Origin of the sequence: Bradyrhizobium jicamae (genome assembly GCF_018130215.1) — a bacterium.
GTDB classification, from domain to species: domain Bacteria; phylum Pseudomonadota; class Alphaproteobacteria; order Rhizobiales; family Xanthobacteraceae; genus Bradyrhizobium; species Bradyrhizobium jicamae_A.
The window spans coordinates 12,377-26,988 of record NZ_JAFCKQ010000008.1 but is presented as its reverse complement, the minus strand read 5'-3'; the positions used below and the strand labels follow the sequence as shown (position 1 = coordinate 26,988).

The window sequence follows — 14,612 nt, the reverse complement described above, 5'->3', positions numbered from 1 at the left end:
AAGCTTGACAATTTTTTTTAGATGGTATGTTCTATATAAATAATATTGCTTTGGTGGCGGCGCCAACGATGTGGCCACCTGCTCAGGGGAGGTTTTATGCGCGACTTGCTCAGTCTGACTAAACAGCTTGTTGAGGGCCGCATCACGCGACGCGAGCTCATGAAGTCCGCGGCGGTCTATGGCGCCGCCACTGCAACCTTGGGCGCCGGCGGCCTTTCGGCGCGCGCCGCGACCGGTCCGTTGGTTGGGTTTAGCTTTCCCAGCTTCGACGCCTTCCGCTGGCCTCATGATCGTCACTATTTCCAGACCCGCGCCGACGAGCTGGGACTTCGATACATAATTCAAGGCGCGAATGAAGACGTGGCGACCCAGGACACTCAGATCGATGCCATGCTGTCTCAAGGCATCAAAGTGCTCGTGATCATTCCCGTGAACGTCGAGGCAGCGAAGAAGATTGTCGAGCGCGTCAAGCGCGAGGCGAACATTCCCATCATTTCGTACAACTATGTCATTCCTTCTCCGGCTATCGACTATTGGGCGGCGCGCGACAATTATCTCGTTGGCGAACTTCAAGCCAAGCAGGCCCTCAAGGAAGCAAAAAAGGGCAACTGGGCCCTCGTCAGCGGCCCTGAAGGGATAGACGTGGCGCGTCAGAAGACTGAGGGGGCGCTCAGGGTTCTCAAGCCGCATATAGATTCCGGAGAGATCAAAATCGTCTCGCACCAATGGCACGACAATTGGCGCCAAGAGTCGGCTCTCAAGCAAATCGAGGATGCGCTGACTAAAAACAACAATGATATCCAGGCCGTAGTCTCCAACGAGGAAGGTTTGGCGCTGGGCGCGCTTCAGGCGCTGACCGAGCAGGGACTGAACGGCAAAGTCTGGCTTTGCGGAGAGGACGTGTGGCCCGAAGGCGCTCGTGCGATCGTTAGGGGTGACATGGCGATGAGCGCCTGGACTGATCTCATCCAAATGGGACGCGTAACCGCGGAGGCAGCGTTGGCTCTCACTCGAGGTGAGGTGCCGAAAACCAACGAGGCTCTTGATGTGGGCGGCAAGAAAATACCCGGAATGCGGATTCAGTCACGAGTCGTGAACAAAGAAACCTTGCCTGACTTCCTCAAACTGACCGATTGGTTGAAACCAGCTGATATCGGCCTCAAAGCAGGGTAGATGCAAATGGAAGCGTCCGTGGCATCTGCCACCTTGAGCGGGAACGATGCCGGCGAATTGCTGCAACTCGACGGTATTACCGTCGAGTTCGGCGCAAATCGTGCCCTTGACAAGGTAAGCTTCGACGTCTCGGCCGGAGAGGTTGTCGGCTTGATGGGCGCAAACGGTGCCGGGAAAAGTACGCTTGCAAAAGTTATCGTCGGTGAGATCCCGTATGGGGCTTACTGCGGGAGCGTGACCTGCAGCGGCAAGTTGGCGGCGTTCACCGACTCCAGAGATGCCCATCGTGCCGGCGTTGCTCTCGTTCACCAGGAAGGTTCCGTTGTTTCTCAGCTGACCATCGGTGAAAACGTAATGCTCGCGATCGAGCCCTCTCGTTTCGGAATAATCGATTGGAAGGGCTTGCACGCTCGAGCGGGCGCCGCATTGAGCAGGCTCGGGTTGGCTATTGATACGCGGACGCCGCTCGCCGGGCAGGGCGGAGTCGCTCTGATGGAGCAGGTCGAGATCGCTCGCGCGATCGCGAGTGGCAGTCGGGTGTTCGTTTTCGATGAATCGACCTCGGCGCTCGGAGCTGGTGAGATCACGGTGTTGCTTCAGCGTATGCGCGAGCTCGCAGCTCAGGGCGCCGGCATTATCTTTATTTCTCATCGCACCGATGAAATCTTGCGGGTCTGTGACCGTGTTGTGGTGCTTCGTGATGGTCGTGTCGCGTTGGATGCGCCAAAGTCGGGGCTCAATCATGGAACGATCGTACGAGCCATGCTCGGCAGCGCCCGGGACAACGTCGTGTCGACCGGTCAAAGCACGCATTCAGCGCAGCGCGAAACGACGGTAAGGCTCAACCGATGGAGCCTCTCGCGCTCGCTAGAATCTCCGCGCGACGTTGGACCGATCGACCTCGAGGTCGCGGCGAACGAGATCGTCGCCGTCTACGGGCCCTTAGGGGCGGGAAAGTCGGAGCTCTTGCAATCGCTCTACGGATTCATGCCGGAATTGACGAGCGGCGGGATCGAATTGGCTGGCACCCAGTTCCAGCCGCGAAGTCCACGCGAATCGATCCTGGCGGGTGTCGCCTATGTTTCAGCTGAACGCCAGCGCGATGGAGTCGTCCCACAACTTTCCGTGCTTGAAAACATGATGTTAGGCTGGCATCGCGGGCCTCCACGTCGGAAGGGACCCATTGTTGATCCAGCAAGATGCGCAGATCTCTGCAGATCGATGATCCGCGACTTGGCCATTCGCACGCAGGGACCGGATCAGCCGATAGCAGCCCTCAGTGGTGGTAATCAGCAAAAGGTTCTGTTGGCACGAGCCCTCATCAACGAGCCGCGTCTGGTCTTGCTCGATGAGCCTACGCGCGGAATCGACCTGGGTGCAAAGCAAGACGTGTATCGGCTGGTGCGAAAGCTCGCATCCATCGGAACTGCCGTGCTGTACGCGACCATGGAAGAGTCCGAGGCGCTTCAACTTTCCGATCGGGTTTTGGTGCTACGCGATGGAAGGCAAGTCGCGCTGATCAAGTCGAAAGACACGAACGCTCACGAACTGCTCGCATTGGCCGGGGGATTACAATGAAATCAACGACGGGACTGCGATGACAACGATAGCTGAATCGAAGAGCGACGCGATTGCGGTGACCTCTGCAGAAGCCAGGCCCACGTCGCCGACACGGGCAAACTCGATCATTTCCCTCTTGCGCTCGGCCGCAGGACTGCTCTTGGCGATCGCGATCGTCTGGATCGCCTTCTCAATCCTGACAGACGGTGTATTTGTCAGCGACCGAAATTTGACCAATCTTATGCGGCAGACCGCCATGACTGCCTTGGTCGCTATCGGAATGCTCGTGGTCGTCGTCCAGGGCGAGATCGACCTCTCCGTAGGATCGTTCTTGAGCCTTTGCGTTACCGTGGTCGCCATGATCGAGGTGAGTGGCGCCGTGGGCGTGTGGGGATCGATTGCGGTGGCTCTCGGTATGGGGATCCTCGTCGGCCTGTGGAACGGCGTCTGGGTTGCCCGCTTTGGTCTTCCGTCGTTCGTGGCAACACTCGGTGGCTTGATGCTGTTTCGCGGCTTGGCGCTTGCGCTGTCAGGCGGGCGCACGATCACCGGCGTCTCCGACCAAATCCGGTTCTTCGGCGAAGGCTTTGTTACGGGGTCTGCGCTTTGGGTGTTCATTGCAGTGGCGGCCATCATATCACTCTGGCCGCTTCGCAACCTCGGAGAGGACAACCAGCGTCGGCGTGTATTGGTTCGATCTGGCCTGGGTTTCGCCAGCGTCGTCCTGCTTGGCTGGGCAACGCTGTCTTATCGCGGGTTACCAGTGCCGGTGGCCATCACATTGGCAGCGGCGGCGCTGGTCTCGTGGATGCTGACCAACACCGTGTGGGGGCGCCATGTATATGCGGTTGGCGGCAATCGCGATGCTGCTAGGTCGGCGGGCATACCCATCACCATGCATCTGATGATTTCATTCGTGCTCATCGGAGTGTTGACTGCTATCGCGACACTGATCTTGGTTGGACGGCTCGGCTCCGCACCGCCGGAATCGGGGCTGTTTCTTGAACTGAACGCAATCGCGGCCGTTGTCATCGGCGGAGCAAGCCTCTATGGCGGCACGGGCACGGTCTCCGGCGTCTTATTGGGCGCTTTGCTAATGCAAAGCCTCGCAAACGGTCTTTCGTTGCTGAATGTGCCAACGGCCTACCAGAACATCACAAGCGGGATTGTTCTTATGCTCGCCGTCTACATCGACGTACTGTCCAAGCGTGGGGGGAAGCTATTTTCGCGCCCTTGAAAAGGATCGTAACAATTCTGTTGCTGCCTGCTGCCGCCGGAGCCTTTGCCTTCGGGTATGCGGTGAGTAGCTTCCGCAATTGTTCGCGTGCAGTACGACGCACGCTCCGACGGGATTGGCGAACCGTCTGCTACGGGCCGATGGAAGTTCGTACGCCTCCGACGTGGGGAGAAATCGAACAAGGGCCTGACGGCATGCTCATCCTCCACAACCGGCCTCCAAGACAGAGGGTCGATGGTGATGCTGTTTGGTATGCATCGGCTATCGAACTCAGAATGTATCAGGGTGGCCAGGCTCGTCCAACGGTGGACGGCGCGACGCGTTGGTGGAGCCGCCGGTTGGGGTCTTCGGAAGCACCATTGATCGCGGACCTGCATGTCGCCAATGGGGTGACGTCAGCCGGGACGAAAGAGGCCCAACGTGTACTTCATTCGCTGCGTCTCACCGGAGACCCAGGTTCGATCGTTTGGCCTGTGCAACAACCGACTAGCGTCGCGCTGCGATCGGTTCTTCCGCCACATAATTCGAATGTTGCCCGCGACTTCGAGAGCTTTTAGGACCACAACGAGATCACAGCGAGCGTTGAGCCAACGCGGTGCGCATTAGTGAACCACGTGGACGGCTGGCAACATGATGCGAGTGATCGATCTATTGTCGGACGCTGATCGTAGCGTTCCTAGAGACGCATCGAGTCCGTTTTGGAATGAGAGAAGCGGAGTATATCTTGCAAGATCTTTGGCGTCTGTCGGCCACCCAACTCGTCGGGCTCATCAAATCGAAGAAGGTTTCGGCGAGAGAAGCGGCGGAGGCGGCGCTTGCTCGTCTTGATGCGGTCAACCCGAAAATCAATGCAGTAGTCGATCATCGGCGCGACGACGTGGTGGCCCAGGCCACGTCGATCGACGTGGCAATTGCGCGCGGCGAGGATCTGGGGCCGCTGGTCGGCGTACCCGTTACAATCAAGATCGGTGTCGACCAGCAAGGGTTTGCCACCACCGATGGAATGAAGCTGCAACGTGACAATATCGCCAGGGCCGACAACCCGGTGGTTGCCAATCTACGCAAGGCCGGCGCCATCCTGCTCGGCCGCACCAACTGCCCAACCGTATCTTATCGCTGGTTCACCACCAACCTCATACATGGTGATACTAAGAACCCGCGCGATCCAGGTATCACGCCGGGCGGTTCGTCTGGCGGGGCGGGTGCAGCGGTCGCAGCTGGCATTGGGCACATTGCCCACGGCAGCGATATAGCGGGCTCGATCCGCTATCCCGCCTATGCATGTGGTGTGCATGGTTTGCGGCCCAGCTTGGGCCGAATACCGGCCTTCAATCCGAGCTCAGAAGGGCGTCCGATCGGTCCGCAGATAGGCGCGGTGTCCGGTCCACTGGCGCGCACAATCGGAGATTTGCGCATTTCGCTGGCGGCGATGTCGGCGCCCGATGCTCGCGACCCTTGGTACGCTCCAGTGGCGCTTGAAGGGCCGCCGAGGCCGAAACGAGTAGCGATGTGCCTAAACCCCGATGGCCTCAACCCCGTGCCTGAGGTAGTTGCTGCTGTGACCGACGCTGGTAAACGGCTACAACGCGCGGGCTGGATCGTCGAGGAGATCGAAGATGTACCATCTTTGCGCGAGCCGGCCGATATCCAGACTAAGCTCTGGCTCGGCGACGGCTATGAGGCGCAGCTCGAAATTGCCGAGCGTGAGGGCGATCCAGGCGCATTGGCCTGCTTGCGCGGCATCCGCGATAAAGTGCACCCGTTCGATCTTTCGAAGGCGTTGACCCGTCGCGACAAACTGACGCGCGAGTGGTTTGCCTTCCTTGCCAGATATCCGGTGCTGCTGATGCCAGTATCAGGCGAACTGCCGTTCCCCGATCATCTCGACCTCAGGGATGCTGCGTCATTTGCGCGAGTGTGGCATGCCCAGCTCCCACAGATTGCGATTCCCTGCATGGGCCTTCCAGCGCTAACGGTTTCGACTGGACTGGTTGGACGGATCCCGGTCGGTGTGCAACTGGTGGCCGGCCGCTACCGAGAAGATCTGTGCCTAGCTGCGGGCGAAGCGATCGAGGCTGGCGGCACGCCGTCTGCCGCGATTGATCCTGCAAATTAGTAGTAGGACCGCATCGAGCGCTTGAGATTTCACGCCCTCAATCGTCGATTGGCGCAAACATGCCGGGGCAGGGGTACGAGGCACAGATGCTCGTTAATGATTGAGACCGTAAGTGCCTGCGAGTTTTGCATACAAGGTGCAGGAGCTGCACATCACGCGTCGAGCCGTTTCGCCGTCCTCGGCTTTCCCCGTCAGCAACGTTTATGGAGCTGCTTATGACGATTCCCCTCGTCGCGATCTTTCTCGCCAAGCCCGGCGCGGAAGAAAAACTCGAAACCCTGTTCCGCAGTGTGATCGCGACCACCCTCAAGGAAGAAGGCTGCATCAGCTATCAGCTCAACCGCGCTCTCGACCAGCCACGCCGGTTTGTCTGGACCGAAGAATGGGAAAGCCGCGATCTTCTAGACAAGCATATCGCCGCCCCGCATATCACGGCGATACTTGCCGAGATACCTGACCTCGTCGAAAGCGCAGAGGTGATTCCGTTGCGCAAGGTCGACGGCGGCGCAGCGTGAACCGAACTGCATTGCTCATTCTGGATCCACGATCCGTGTCGTTCGGCCAAAATGAGCGATCCACGAGATCGCGATTGTGACAGCCACATTGACCGGACGTGTCCGGTGTGCTCACAGGTCGAGTGCAACCAGGGAGCGTTCTACAATGGTAGAGGAGAGAAACTCCAGCGTGGACGAATGCTTGCGTCTTTTGGCAGCTTTCGTTTCCATAAAGGATCAGAAGACACGAGCAGAGTTAATCAGACTGGCACAGCGGTTTTCTAGCTTGGATCCGGCCGGGCTTATAGTTTTCGATCGTGATAACAAGTCGTAGGCCGTGCGCTCCGGACGCGCCACTAAGTCTCTTTGCAGCGTCTCGCGTCGCGGTCTTCTTTCAGAGTGGAGGGAAGACGTGCTTGATGGCGATTGAAGCGGTCTAACTGATAACGTTCATAAACAGAGTCAGTCGACTGATAAGGAAATTGCACAAAGCTTATCAGTTGCCGTCTGGCAAAGTTTTAAACGAGCATAGCCCTCAGCCGGGCCCGGTATCGATTCGATAAGGCACGAGACCGCGCTCGGCCGTTCCGACGTCCAGCCTTCGGCCAATCGGCGGGAGCGCGCGGTGCCTGCAATCGGTTCGCTCGCAAGCGCGACACCCGGGGCCGATCGGATCGGCGGCCTCGGCGTCGTCCAGGTCGACGCCTTTCGCGTATACGGTCTGACTCGCATAGGCGACCTCGCATCCCAAGCCGACAGCGACCGCACGCGGCCGGCTGAGATACGAGCCTGCGGATGGGCTCACCGTCCGCGCGATGCTGAGGTATTTCGTGCCTTCGGGCGTGGCTGCGAGCTGGACCAGGATGCGGTTGGGTTGCGAGAACGCCTGATGCACGTTCCATAGAGGGCAGGGGCCTCCGAAACGAGCGAACTGGAATCGCGTCGCGCTACTCCGTTTCAAGACGTTTCCTGCGATGTCGATCTTCAGGAAGTAGAACGGGATGCCCGGCGAGGTTCGCCGCTGCAGCGTGCTGAGCCGATGACAAACTTGCTCGAAGCTCGTGCCAAATCGTCGTTGCAGACGCTCGACGTCATACCGCATTTCGCGCGCGGATCCGAGGAAAGTCTCATAAGGCATCACCAAGGCTCCGGCGAAGTAGTTGGCGAGAGCAACGCGGGCGAGCGAGGCCGCCTCGTCGTTACTGAGGCGTGCCTGTCGGATCTGGCGCTCGATCGCGCCGCGTTGGTCAAGCAGTCCGATAACGTGAGCGATCCAGAAGGCGCGGCTCTCCGATGGCGCGTCCACCGGTAGGAAGAGCGTCTGAGCCTTGCGGTCGAGGCGCCAGATCATTCCTCTATCGAGAGCGTCAGGTGCGTGCTCGATCCTGATGCGATGAGCGTCCAGCATGTATTTTGCGAGATCCTCACCCCTGTTCTCGGAACGGAAATGGTTCACTGTGGCCAGTCTCTCAGCGGCCAAGTCGAGCACGTCGAAATGATTGCGCCTCGATTGAACCCAATCGCGAACTTCGTCGTAGGGAAAGCGGCTCGCAGCCCCGCCTCCTTCCTGCGCGATGCTCGTTTGCAACGAACGATGCTCCTCCTCGAGTGCGAGGTAGGATCGGTACAGATGAAGAAAGCGCTGGGCAAGGTTGGGAGCTACGCGAACGACCGAACTCGCTTCGTCGGGAGACGCGGCTGCGCCGAACAGCGGATCGCTCGCGCTCTCGCGCAGCTCGCTCGCGAGCCGCAGGTCCTCATCATCGGAGAAATATCCAGCGGGTAGCGAGAACAGACGTGTTAATCGCTGAAGCAGTTTGCGCGTGATCGGCCTTTGGTCAGCTTCGATCTGGCTGAGATACCCAGGCGAGATCCCGAGCGCATCGGCAGCCCCCGCCTGCGTCATGTCGCGCTCCATGCGAAGTCGGCGAAGCCGGTCCCCGGCCAGTATCTTGCGCGGTTTCATGATTTACAACCTTTACAGAACGGCGAAATGAACTCGTCATTTATGCGCATATCAGGGGATCCCCCTTGATGGGCGCCTTTGCTAGGTTTGCACAAGTCAAACGAAGGTGCAAAGAATGATACAGCACGTGGTCCGCGTTCACCCCTCGAGAGACCAATTTGCGAAGACGGAGCAACTCGCCTGGAGGATCGCCGAAGTCGCCTGCGATGACGTGTCGGTGGATCAGCCGGTCGCCGAGATGATCGGCAACCGCATCATCGACAATGCCGCGGTGGCAGCCGCGTCTCTGACGCGGCGCCCCGTGGCGAGCGCGCGGGCGCAGGCCTTCGCGCACCAGGGCGTCGGAGCTGGCAGGGCATCGCTGTTCGGGTGTTTCGGCGTGTCGGTCTCCCCCGAATGGGCCGCGTGGGCGAACGGTGTGGCCGTACGCGAGCTCGACTACCACGACACCTTTCTCGCCGCGGATTACTCGCACCCCGGCGACAACATCCCGCCGTTACTAGCGGTTGCGCAGCATTGCAACCGGTCCGGTGCCGACCTGGTGCGGGGAATCGCAACCGCTTACGAGATCCACGTCAATCTCGTGAAGGGTATCTGCCTGCATGAACACAAGATTGATCACATCGCCCACCTCGGTCCCGCAGCAGCCGCGGGGATCGGCACTCTCCTCGGTTTGTCGACCGAGTTGACCTATCAGGCGGTGCAGCAGGCTCTGCACGTCACCACTACGACCCGGCAGTCCCGGAAAGGCGAGATCTCGAGCTGGAAAGCCTATGCTCCGGCTTTCGCGGGCAAGATGGCGGTGGAGGCCGTGGATAGAGCCATGCGTGGCGAGGGCGCACCTTCTCCGGCCTGGGAAGGCGAGGACGGCTTCATCGCCTGGCTGCTCAGCGGACCCAAGGCAACCTATCGCGTGCCTCTGCCGGCGCCTGGCGAAGCCAAGCGGGCGATCCTGGACACCTATACGAAGGAGCATTCTGCCGAATACCAGAGCCAGGCCTTGATCGACCTCGCGCGCAGGCTGGCACCGAGGATCGGCGACTTGAACCGTGTCCGCGAGATCGTCATACACACCAGCCATCACACGCATTACGTGATCGGAACCGGTGCCAACGATCCGCAGAAGATGGATCCGGACGCGACCCGCGAAACCCTTGATCACTCGATCATGTACATCTTCGCCGTCGCTCTCGAGGATGGCGGCTGGCATCACGAGCACTCCTATGCGCCGGAGCGTGCCAGGCGGCCCGCAACGGTCACCCTCTGGCACAAGGTAAGGACGGTGGAAGATCCGCTGTGGACCCACCGCTATCACAGCGCCGATCCCAATGAGAAGGCGTTCGGCGCTCGCGTGGTGGTCACTCTCGATACGGGCGGGTCAATCGAGGACGAAATCGCAGTGGCCGACGCCCACCCGCTCGGTGCGCGCCCGTTCGTCCGCGCCGATTACGTCAGGAAATTCCTGATGCTTTCGGACGGGGTCGTTGCTTCGACCGAGCAGGATCGGTTCCTGGAAACGGTTGAGGGCTTTTCTCGCCTGAGAGCCGGCCAGCTCACCCATTTGAACTTCGTGGCCAACCTCAAGCTGGCCACCGAGACCCGACGGACGGGTATCTTCGATTGGACCGATGCCGGTCAACGCGCCGAACGACGAACCGTTGCGAACGCACGGGAGGGAAAGGATGACTGAAATCGCCGTCGCCCAGGAGGGGCGCACTCGAAAGAAATCAGTGGCTCTGTCCGGCGTCGTGGCGGGTGACACCGCACTGTGCACGGTTGGCCGCACCGGAAACGACCTCCACTACCGCGGCTACGACATACTCGACGTTGCGGAGAGCTGCGAGTTCGAGGAAATCGCCCATCTCCTGGTGCATGGCGAGCTGCCTACGGCCGCACAACTCACGGCCTACAGGGGTCGCTTGAAAAGCAGGCGCGGACTTCCGACAGCAGTGCGCGCGACGCTCGAGGCACTGCCCGCTTCGGCACATCCGATGGATGTTCTGCGAAGCGGCGTCTCGGCCCTCGGATGCACGCTTCCCGAAGCACCCGATCACAGTCCCGCGGCGGCCAGGGAAGTTGCCGACAGGTTGCTGGCTTCGCTCGGCTCGATGCTGTTCTACTGGTATCACTATGCGCTCAACGGTCGCCGCATCGACGTCGAAACGGACGATGAAACGGTCGCAGGCCATATTCTGCGCCTGCTTCACGGAATGCGGGCACCCGCCAGCCACATCCGCGCAATGAACACGTCGCTCATCCTGTACGCCGAGCACGAATTCAATGCGTCCACGTTCACCGCCCGCTCCATCGCGGGGACGGGCGCGGACATGTACTCGGCGATCACCGGCGCGATCGGCGCGCTGCGGGGTCAAAAGCACGGGGGCGCCAATGAGGTTTCCTTCGAGATCCAACAGCGCTATTCCGATCCGGACCAGGCGGAACTCGATATCCGCCGCCGTATCGAGGCGAAAGAGGTCATTATCGGCTTCGGGCACCCCGTCTATACGATCGCCGATCCCAGAAACCAGGTGATCAAGCGGACCGCCTGCCAGCTCAGCAGGGAAGCCGGCGCAACCCGTATGTTCGAGGTCGCTGAGCGGATCGAGCGCGTCATGGCCGAAGCCAGGAAGATGTTCGCCAACCTCGACTGGTTTAGCGCCGTCTCCTACCATCTACTCGGACTACCGACGGCAATGTTCACGCCGCTCTTCGTGATATCGCGCTCCACGGGATGGGCTGCGCACGTGGTTGAACAGCGAGCCGATAACAAGATCATCCGACCGTCCGCCAATTACGTCGGACCGGAACCGCGCAAATTCGTCCCGCTGCAGGAGCGAGGACAAGCAACCGTCTCTCATGCGGCTTGAGGAAATCATGCCTTATATTCTTGCATCGGACATACCGTCAGAACTGCCAGGATTGCAATTCCGCAAGCTGCTGGAGCGCAAGGGGATCCTTGAAATCCCTGGGACTCACAATGGAATGGCGGCGCTTCAGGCGAAAGCCGCTGGTTTCGAGGCGTCATACCTTTCCGGTGCTGCAATGACGGCCTCGATGGGGATACCGGATCTTGGCATCATAACGGTCGACGAGGTCACGTTCTTCATCCGTCAGGTGGTCCGGGCGAGCGGTCTGCCCGTGCTGGTGGACGCAGATACCGGCTACGGGGAAGTGCTCAACGTCATGCACACTGTGCGCTGCTTCGAGGACGCCGGCGCCGCCGCGATTCACATAGAAGATCAGTTGCTCCCCAAGAAGTGCGGTCATCTGAACGACAAGAAGCTTGCCGATCCGCGCGATATGGCCGCCAAGGTCGCCGCGGCCAACAAGGCCAGGCGGCATCTCTATTTGATCGCTCGTACCGACGCCGCGGCGAGCGAGGGACTCGATGGAGCAGTCGCCCGCGCAAAACTCTATGTTGAGGCAGGCGCGGATGCGATTTTTCCGGAGGCGTTGACCAGCGCCGAGATGTTCTGCGAATTCGCGCGGCGAGTGCCCGGGGTGCCGTTACTGGCGAACGTGACCGAATTCGGTCGCTCGCCGTTTTTTACCGCTTCGGAGTTCGAGGAGATGGGGTATCGAATGGTCATTTGGCCCGTCTCCTCGTTGCGCATGGCAAACAGAGCTCAAGCTGATCTCTTTGCCACGCTGCGACGGGATGGCGGTGCTCACAAGATCGTCGGGAAAATGCAGACTCGCGCCGAACTCTACGATCTCATCGGGCTGCCGCGTTACGAGGCGTTAGATGCTTCGATCGTACAAACCATCGTTCCAACTCGCGCACCGTCGGAATAGTGTCGCGCGATACGGTAGCCGGCGCAGCAGCGATTGTCCCGTTTGCATCTACAAATTACGGCCCTTTTTCTTGCTAGATCTCGTAAGCATTGGTTGGCGTCTCTGCGAAAGCCGTGACCGAATTGGTTAACGTGCCGATCTTGTCGATGGTGCATTCGATCAGATCGCCAGGCATGCAATATCGCGTCGCAGGAATCAGGCTCGCGGAGCCAGTCCATGTGCCGCCAAGTTCCTTGTCAGTTGACCAAGCAGTTCCTGCAGGCGTCCCCGTAATGATGACCATGCCGGGCTTTAGAGTGAAGTTAACCGACAGGCTGTGAATCAACGAAGCGCAATTCCAGATCATTTCCGACGTATTCGCGTTTTGCCGCAACTCGCCGTTAATTCGGGTGGATAGATGAAGTCGTTGTGGGTCGCCGATTTCGTCCGCTGTGACGATGCACGGGCCAATGCAAGCACTCGTGTCGAATGCCTTGCCTCGTCCAAGGTCATACCAGATCGTTCCGTTATCCGCCCGGCGGACCTGGCGATCACGCGCGGTCACGTCGTTGCAAATCGTATATCCAAACACGTGGGTGAGAGCGCGCTCGAGCGGGATGTGCCGGCCGGATTTTCCGATCACGATTGCAAGTTCTGTTTCGCAGTCGAGCTTCATCGTAAGGGCGGGGTCGTGGATGATGAAATCGTTCGGACCAACGACTGAGTCGGCCGACTTGATGAAGAACTCGGGCTCCTTGCCGCTTGTGGGAGCATTTGCCTTCTCCGCGTTGTGGTCGCGGTAGTTGCTGCCGGAGCATAGGATGGTCGAAGGCACGATCGGCGCGGCCAGCGTTACGTCAGAAAGTCTGAATTGCTCGTTCGATCCTGCCTTCCGAACGATATGATTTCCCAACGAGATTCCGCGTTCTCCGGAATTGATGAAGCTAACGGTGTCTCGAAACAGGCTCCGCTCTTCCGCAGAGAGTTGCGCCGACAAGATGGGGGCGACGACGGTCTCGCCTACCAAGAAGCCCAGGCGAGGTTCGCCGCCTGCTTGTCGAAACCGCACAACCTTCATGCTGCGTCCTCCCTCGCAATTCTTGATCCAAAACTATGCTAATTGTGGACCAAAAATGTACGAAGTTCAAGACCAATTGAGGAGGGCCTTTGGAGAGGGTTCTATTTTGATGCGGGGCGGGCTTGAAGCATTCCGCTGAGCACACTTTGGAGGTGTTTTTCCATCTCGCGCTTCGCGGCTGTCGCGTCACGTTGGCGGATCGCCGAGACGATCGCGACGTGTTCTTCCGTATGAATGCCTTTTTGCTCTTCGGAAAGGGTGCGTTCCTTTAGAACCCCCCATTCGCCGGCTGTTCTGACCGAGGTGATCATATCGGCGATTGCGATGAACAGCGGATTGCGCGACGCAGATGCGATTTCGCGGTGGAGGTCGTCGTCGCAGTTTTCGAACTCCCACAGGCTGCTTGCTACCCTGGACCGATCAATCGCGTTCTGCATCCGCGAGATTTCGTCAGACCCTGCACGAAGGGCGCATTGCTGGGCGATATACGGTTCGACGGCGATTCGTAATTCCATCAAATCCAGCGGCCCAGCGCGACTGATAAATTCTGGCGTTACGGGCTCGTTTGCTGGCGTCAACGGATAGGAAGTCCGCCTATCATCCGTCAGGGATCCTGTGCGGTCTGGTTGGGTGCCGGTGAGGAAAGTCCCGCGGCCCACGTGCCGTTCGACCAGCCCTTCGGCCTCGAGCGATATGAGGACCTTCCGTATGGTGTTTCGGCCGGTTGCGAACTGAGTGGCCAGGTCCCGTTCGTTCGGAATTTTGTCGCCTGCTTTGAGGCTGCCGTTAGCGACGCAGCTTTCGATGAAGCGCCGGACCTCTCGCGAGGCGTTGCGGGAATGATCCCGGACGTTCCCGGTCCGGGCGGCCGGGGTGGTTCTCTGATGGTTAGGATTTATGGCGCGATCGGTCATTTGGTGGTCGGCGCTTGGCCAAATGGTGCGCCGTGGCTCCTCTGCAAAACCCATAATGGTCCTCCTTCCGAAGAGCAAGCATCGAAGTGCATCCCGAAGGAGCCGGCGCTGTCCTTTGCGCACCTTATATTGCAACAAAAACAATGCGATGGGAGATTCGCGCCAATTGGTTCTAAAAAAAGTTGCGAATGGTTCATTTCTGATCTACTAATGGATTGGAAACGGTCGCCAATAGCGCGAACCAATGCAGCTGATGGCTCGCAGCATTCTGTGGGGCGCCATCAGCCGAGGGAGGAGAGG

At 59.4% G+C, this 14,612-nt stretch carries 11 protein-coding genes; 8 read left to right on the top strand and 3 right to left on the bottom strand.

The window, feature by feature from the left end:
* Nucleotides 1-96: 96 nt before the first annotated feature.
* The 5 genes from JQ586_RS12240 (at nucleotide 97) to JQ586_RS12220 (ending at nucleotide 6,601) form a co-directional block, all read left to right on the top strand.
* Nucleotides 97-1,173 carry a substrate-binding domain-containing protein gene (locus tag JQ586_RS12240; protein WP_212394815.1) on the top strand — a complete coding sequence of 359 codons (1,077 nt, stop codon included), beginning with the start codon at nucleotides 97-99 and terminating at the stop codon, nucleotides 1,171-1,173.
* 18 nt (nucleotides 1,174-1,191) lie between these two features.
* Nucleotides 1,192-2,751 carry a sugar ABC transporter ATP-binding protein gene (locus JQ586_RS12235; RefSeq protein ID WP_212394814.1) on the top strand — a complete coding sequence of 520 codons (1,560 nt, stop codon included), beginning with the start codon at nucleotides 1,192-1,194 and terminating at the stop codon, nucleotides 2,749-2,751.
* A 19-nt stretch (nucleotides 2,752-2,770) separates the two neighbouring features.
* Nucleotides 2,771-3,970 carry a sugar ABC transporter permease gene (locus JQ586_RS12230; RefSeq protein WP_212394813.1) on the top strand — a complete coding sequence of 400 codons (1,200 nt, stop codon included), beginning with the start codon at nucleotides 2,771-2,773 and terminating at the stop codon, nucleotides 3,968-3,970.
* A 724-nt stretch (nucleotides 3,971-4,694) separates the two neighbouring features.
* A complete protein-coding gene (locus JQ586_RS12225; protein ID WP_212394976.1) occupies nucleotides 4,695-6,086 on the top strand; it encodes an amidase family protein in 1,392 nt (463 codons plus the stop codon).
* 215 nt (nucleotides 6,087-6,301) lie between these two features.
* Nucleotides 6,302-6,601, top strand: coding sequence for a putative quinol monooxygenase (locus JQ586_RS12220; protein ID WP_212394812.1), 300 nt, complete (start codon nucleotides 6,302-6,304; stop codon nucleotides 6,599-6,601).
* A gap of 514 nt (nucleotides 6,602-7,115) precedes the next feature.
* Here JQ586_RS12220 and JQ586_RS12215 read toward each other — a convergent pair.
* Nucleotides 7,116-8,546, bottom strand: a complete 1,431-nt coding sequence (locus tag JQ586_RS12215) for a short-chain fatty acyl-CoA regulator family protein (RefSeq protein WP_212394811.1) — start codon at nucleotides 8,544-8,546, stop codon at nucleotides 7,116-7,118.
* Between the two features lie 115 nt (nucleotides 8,547-8,661).
* Between JQ586_RS12215 and JQ586_RS12210 the strand changes: the two genes are divergently transcribed.
* From JQ586_RS12210 to prpB, 3 genes are read left to right on the top strand one after another with little or no spacing between them, the layout of a single operon-like run.
* Nucleotides 8,662-10,236 carry an MmgE/PrpD family protein gene (locus JQ586_RS12210; protein WP_212394810.1) on the top strand — a complete coding sequence of 525 codons (1,575 nt, stop codon included), beginning with the start codon at nucleotides 8,662-8,664 and terminating at the stop codon, nucleotides 10,234-10,236.
* Nucleotides 10,229-11,413, top strand: a complete 1,185-nt coding sequence (prpC, locus tag JQ586_RS12205) for a 2-methylcitrate synthase (RefSeq protein ID WP_212394809.1) — start codon at nucleotides 10,229-10,231, stop codon at nucleotides 11,411-11,413. The genes JQ586_RS12210 and prpC overlap by 8 nt, the downstream gene beginning before the upstream one ends.
* Nucleotides 11,414-11,420: 7 nt before the next feature.
* On the top strand, nucleotides 11,421-12,341 hold the full coding sequence (prpB, locus tag JQ586_RS12200; protein WP_212394808.1) for a methylisocitrate lyase: 921 nt from the start codon (nucleotides 11,421-11,423) through the stop codon (nucleotides 12,339-12,341).
* Nucleotides 12,342-12,414: 73 nt separating this feature from the next.
* Here the strand turns inward: prpB and JQ586_RS12195 are convergent, their stop codons facing one another.
* Together JQ586_RS12195 and JQ586_RS12190 are read right to left on the bottom strand one after the other, a co-directional pair.
* Entirely contained in the window at nucleotides 12,415-13,398 is a 984-nt protein-coding gene (locus JQ586_RS12195; protein ID WP_212394807.1) for a fumarylacetoacetate hydrolase family protein, read from the bottom strand.
* A gap of 101 nt (nucleotides 13,399-13,499) precedes the next feature.
* A complete protein-coding gene (locus tag JQ586_RS12190; protein WP_212394806.1) occupies nucleotides 13,500-14,366 on the bottom strand; it encodes a FadR/GntR family transcriptional regulator in 867 nt (288 codons plus the stop codon).
* Between the last annotated feature and the right edge of the window lie 246 nt (nucleotides 14,367-14,612).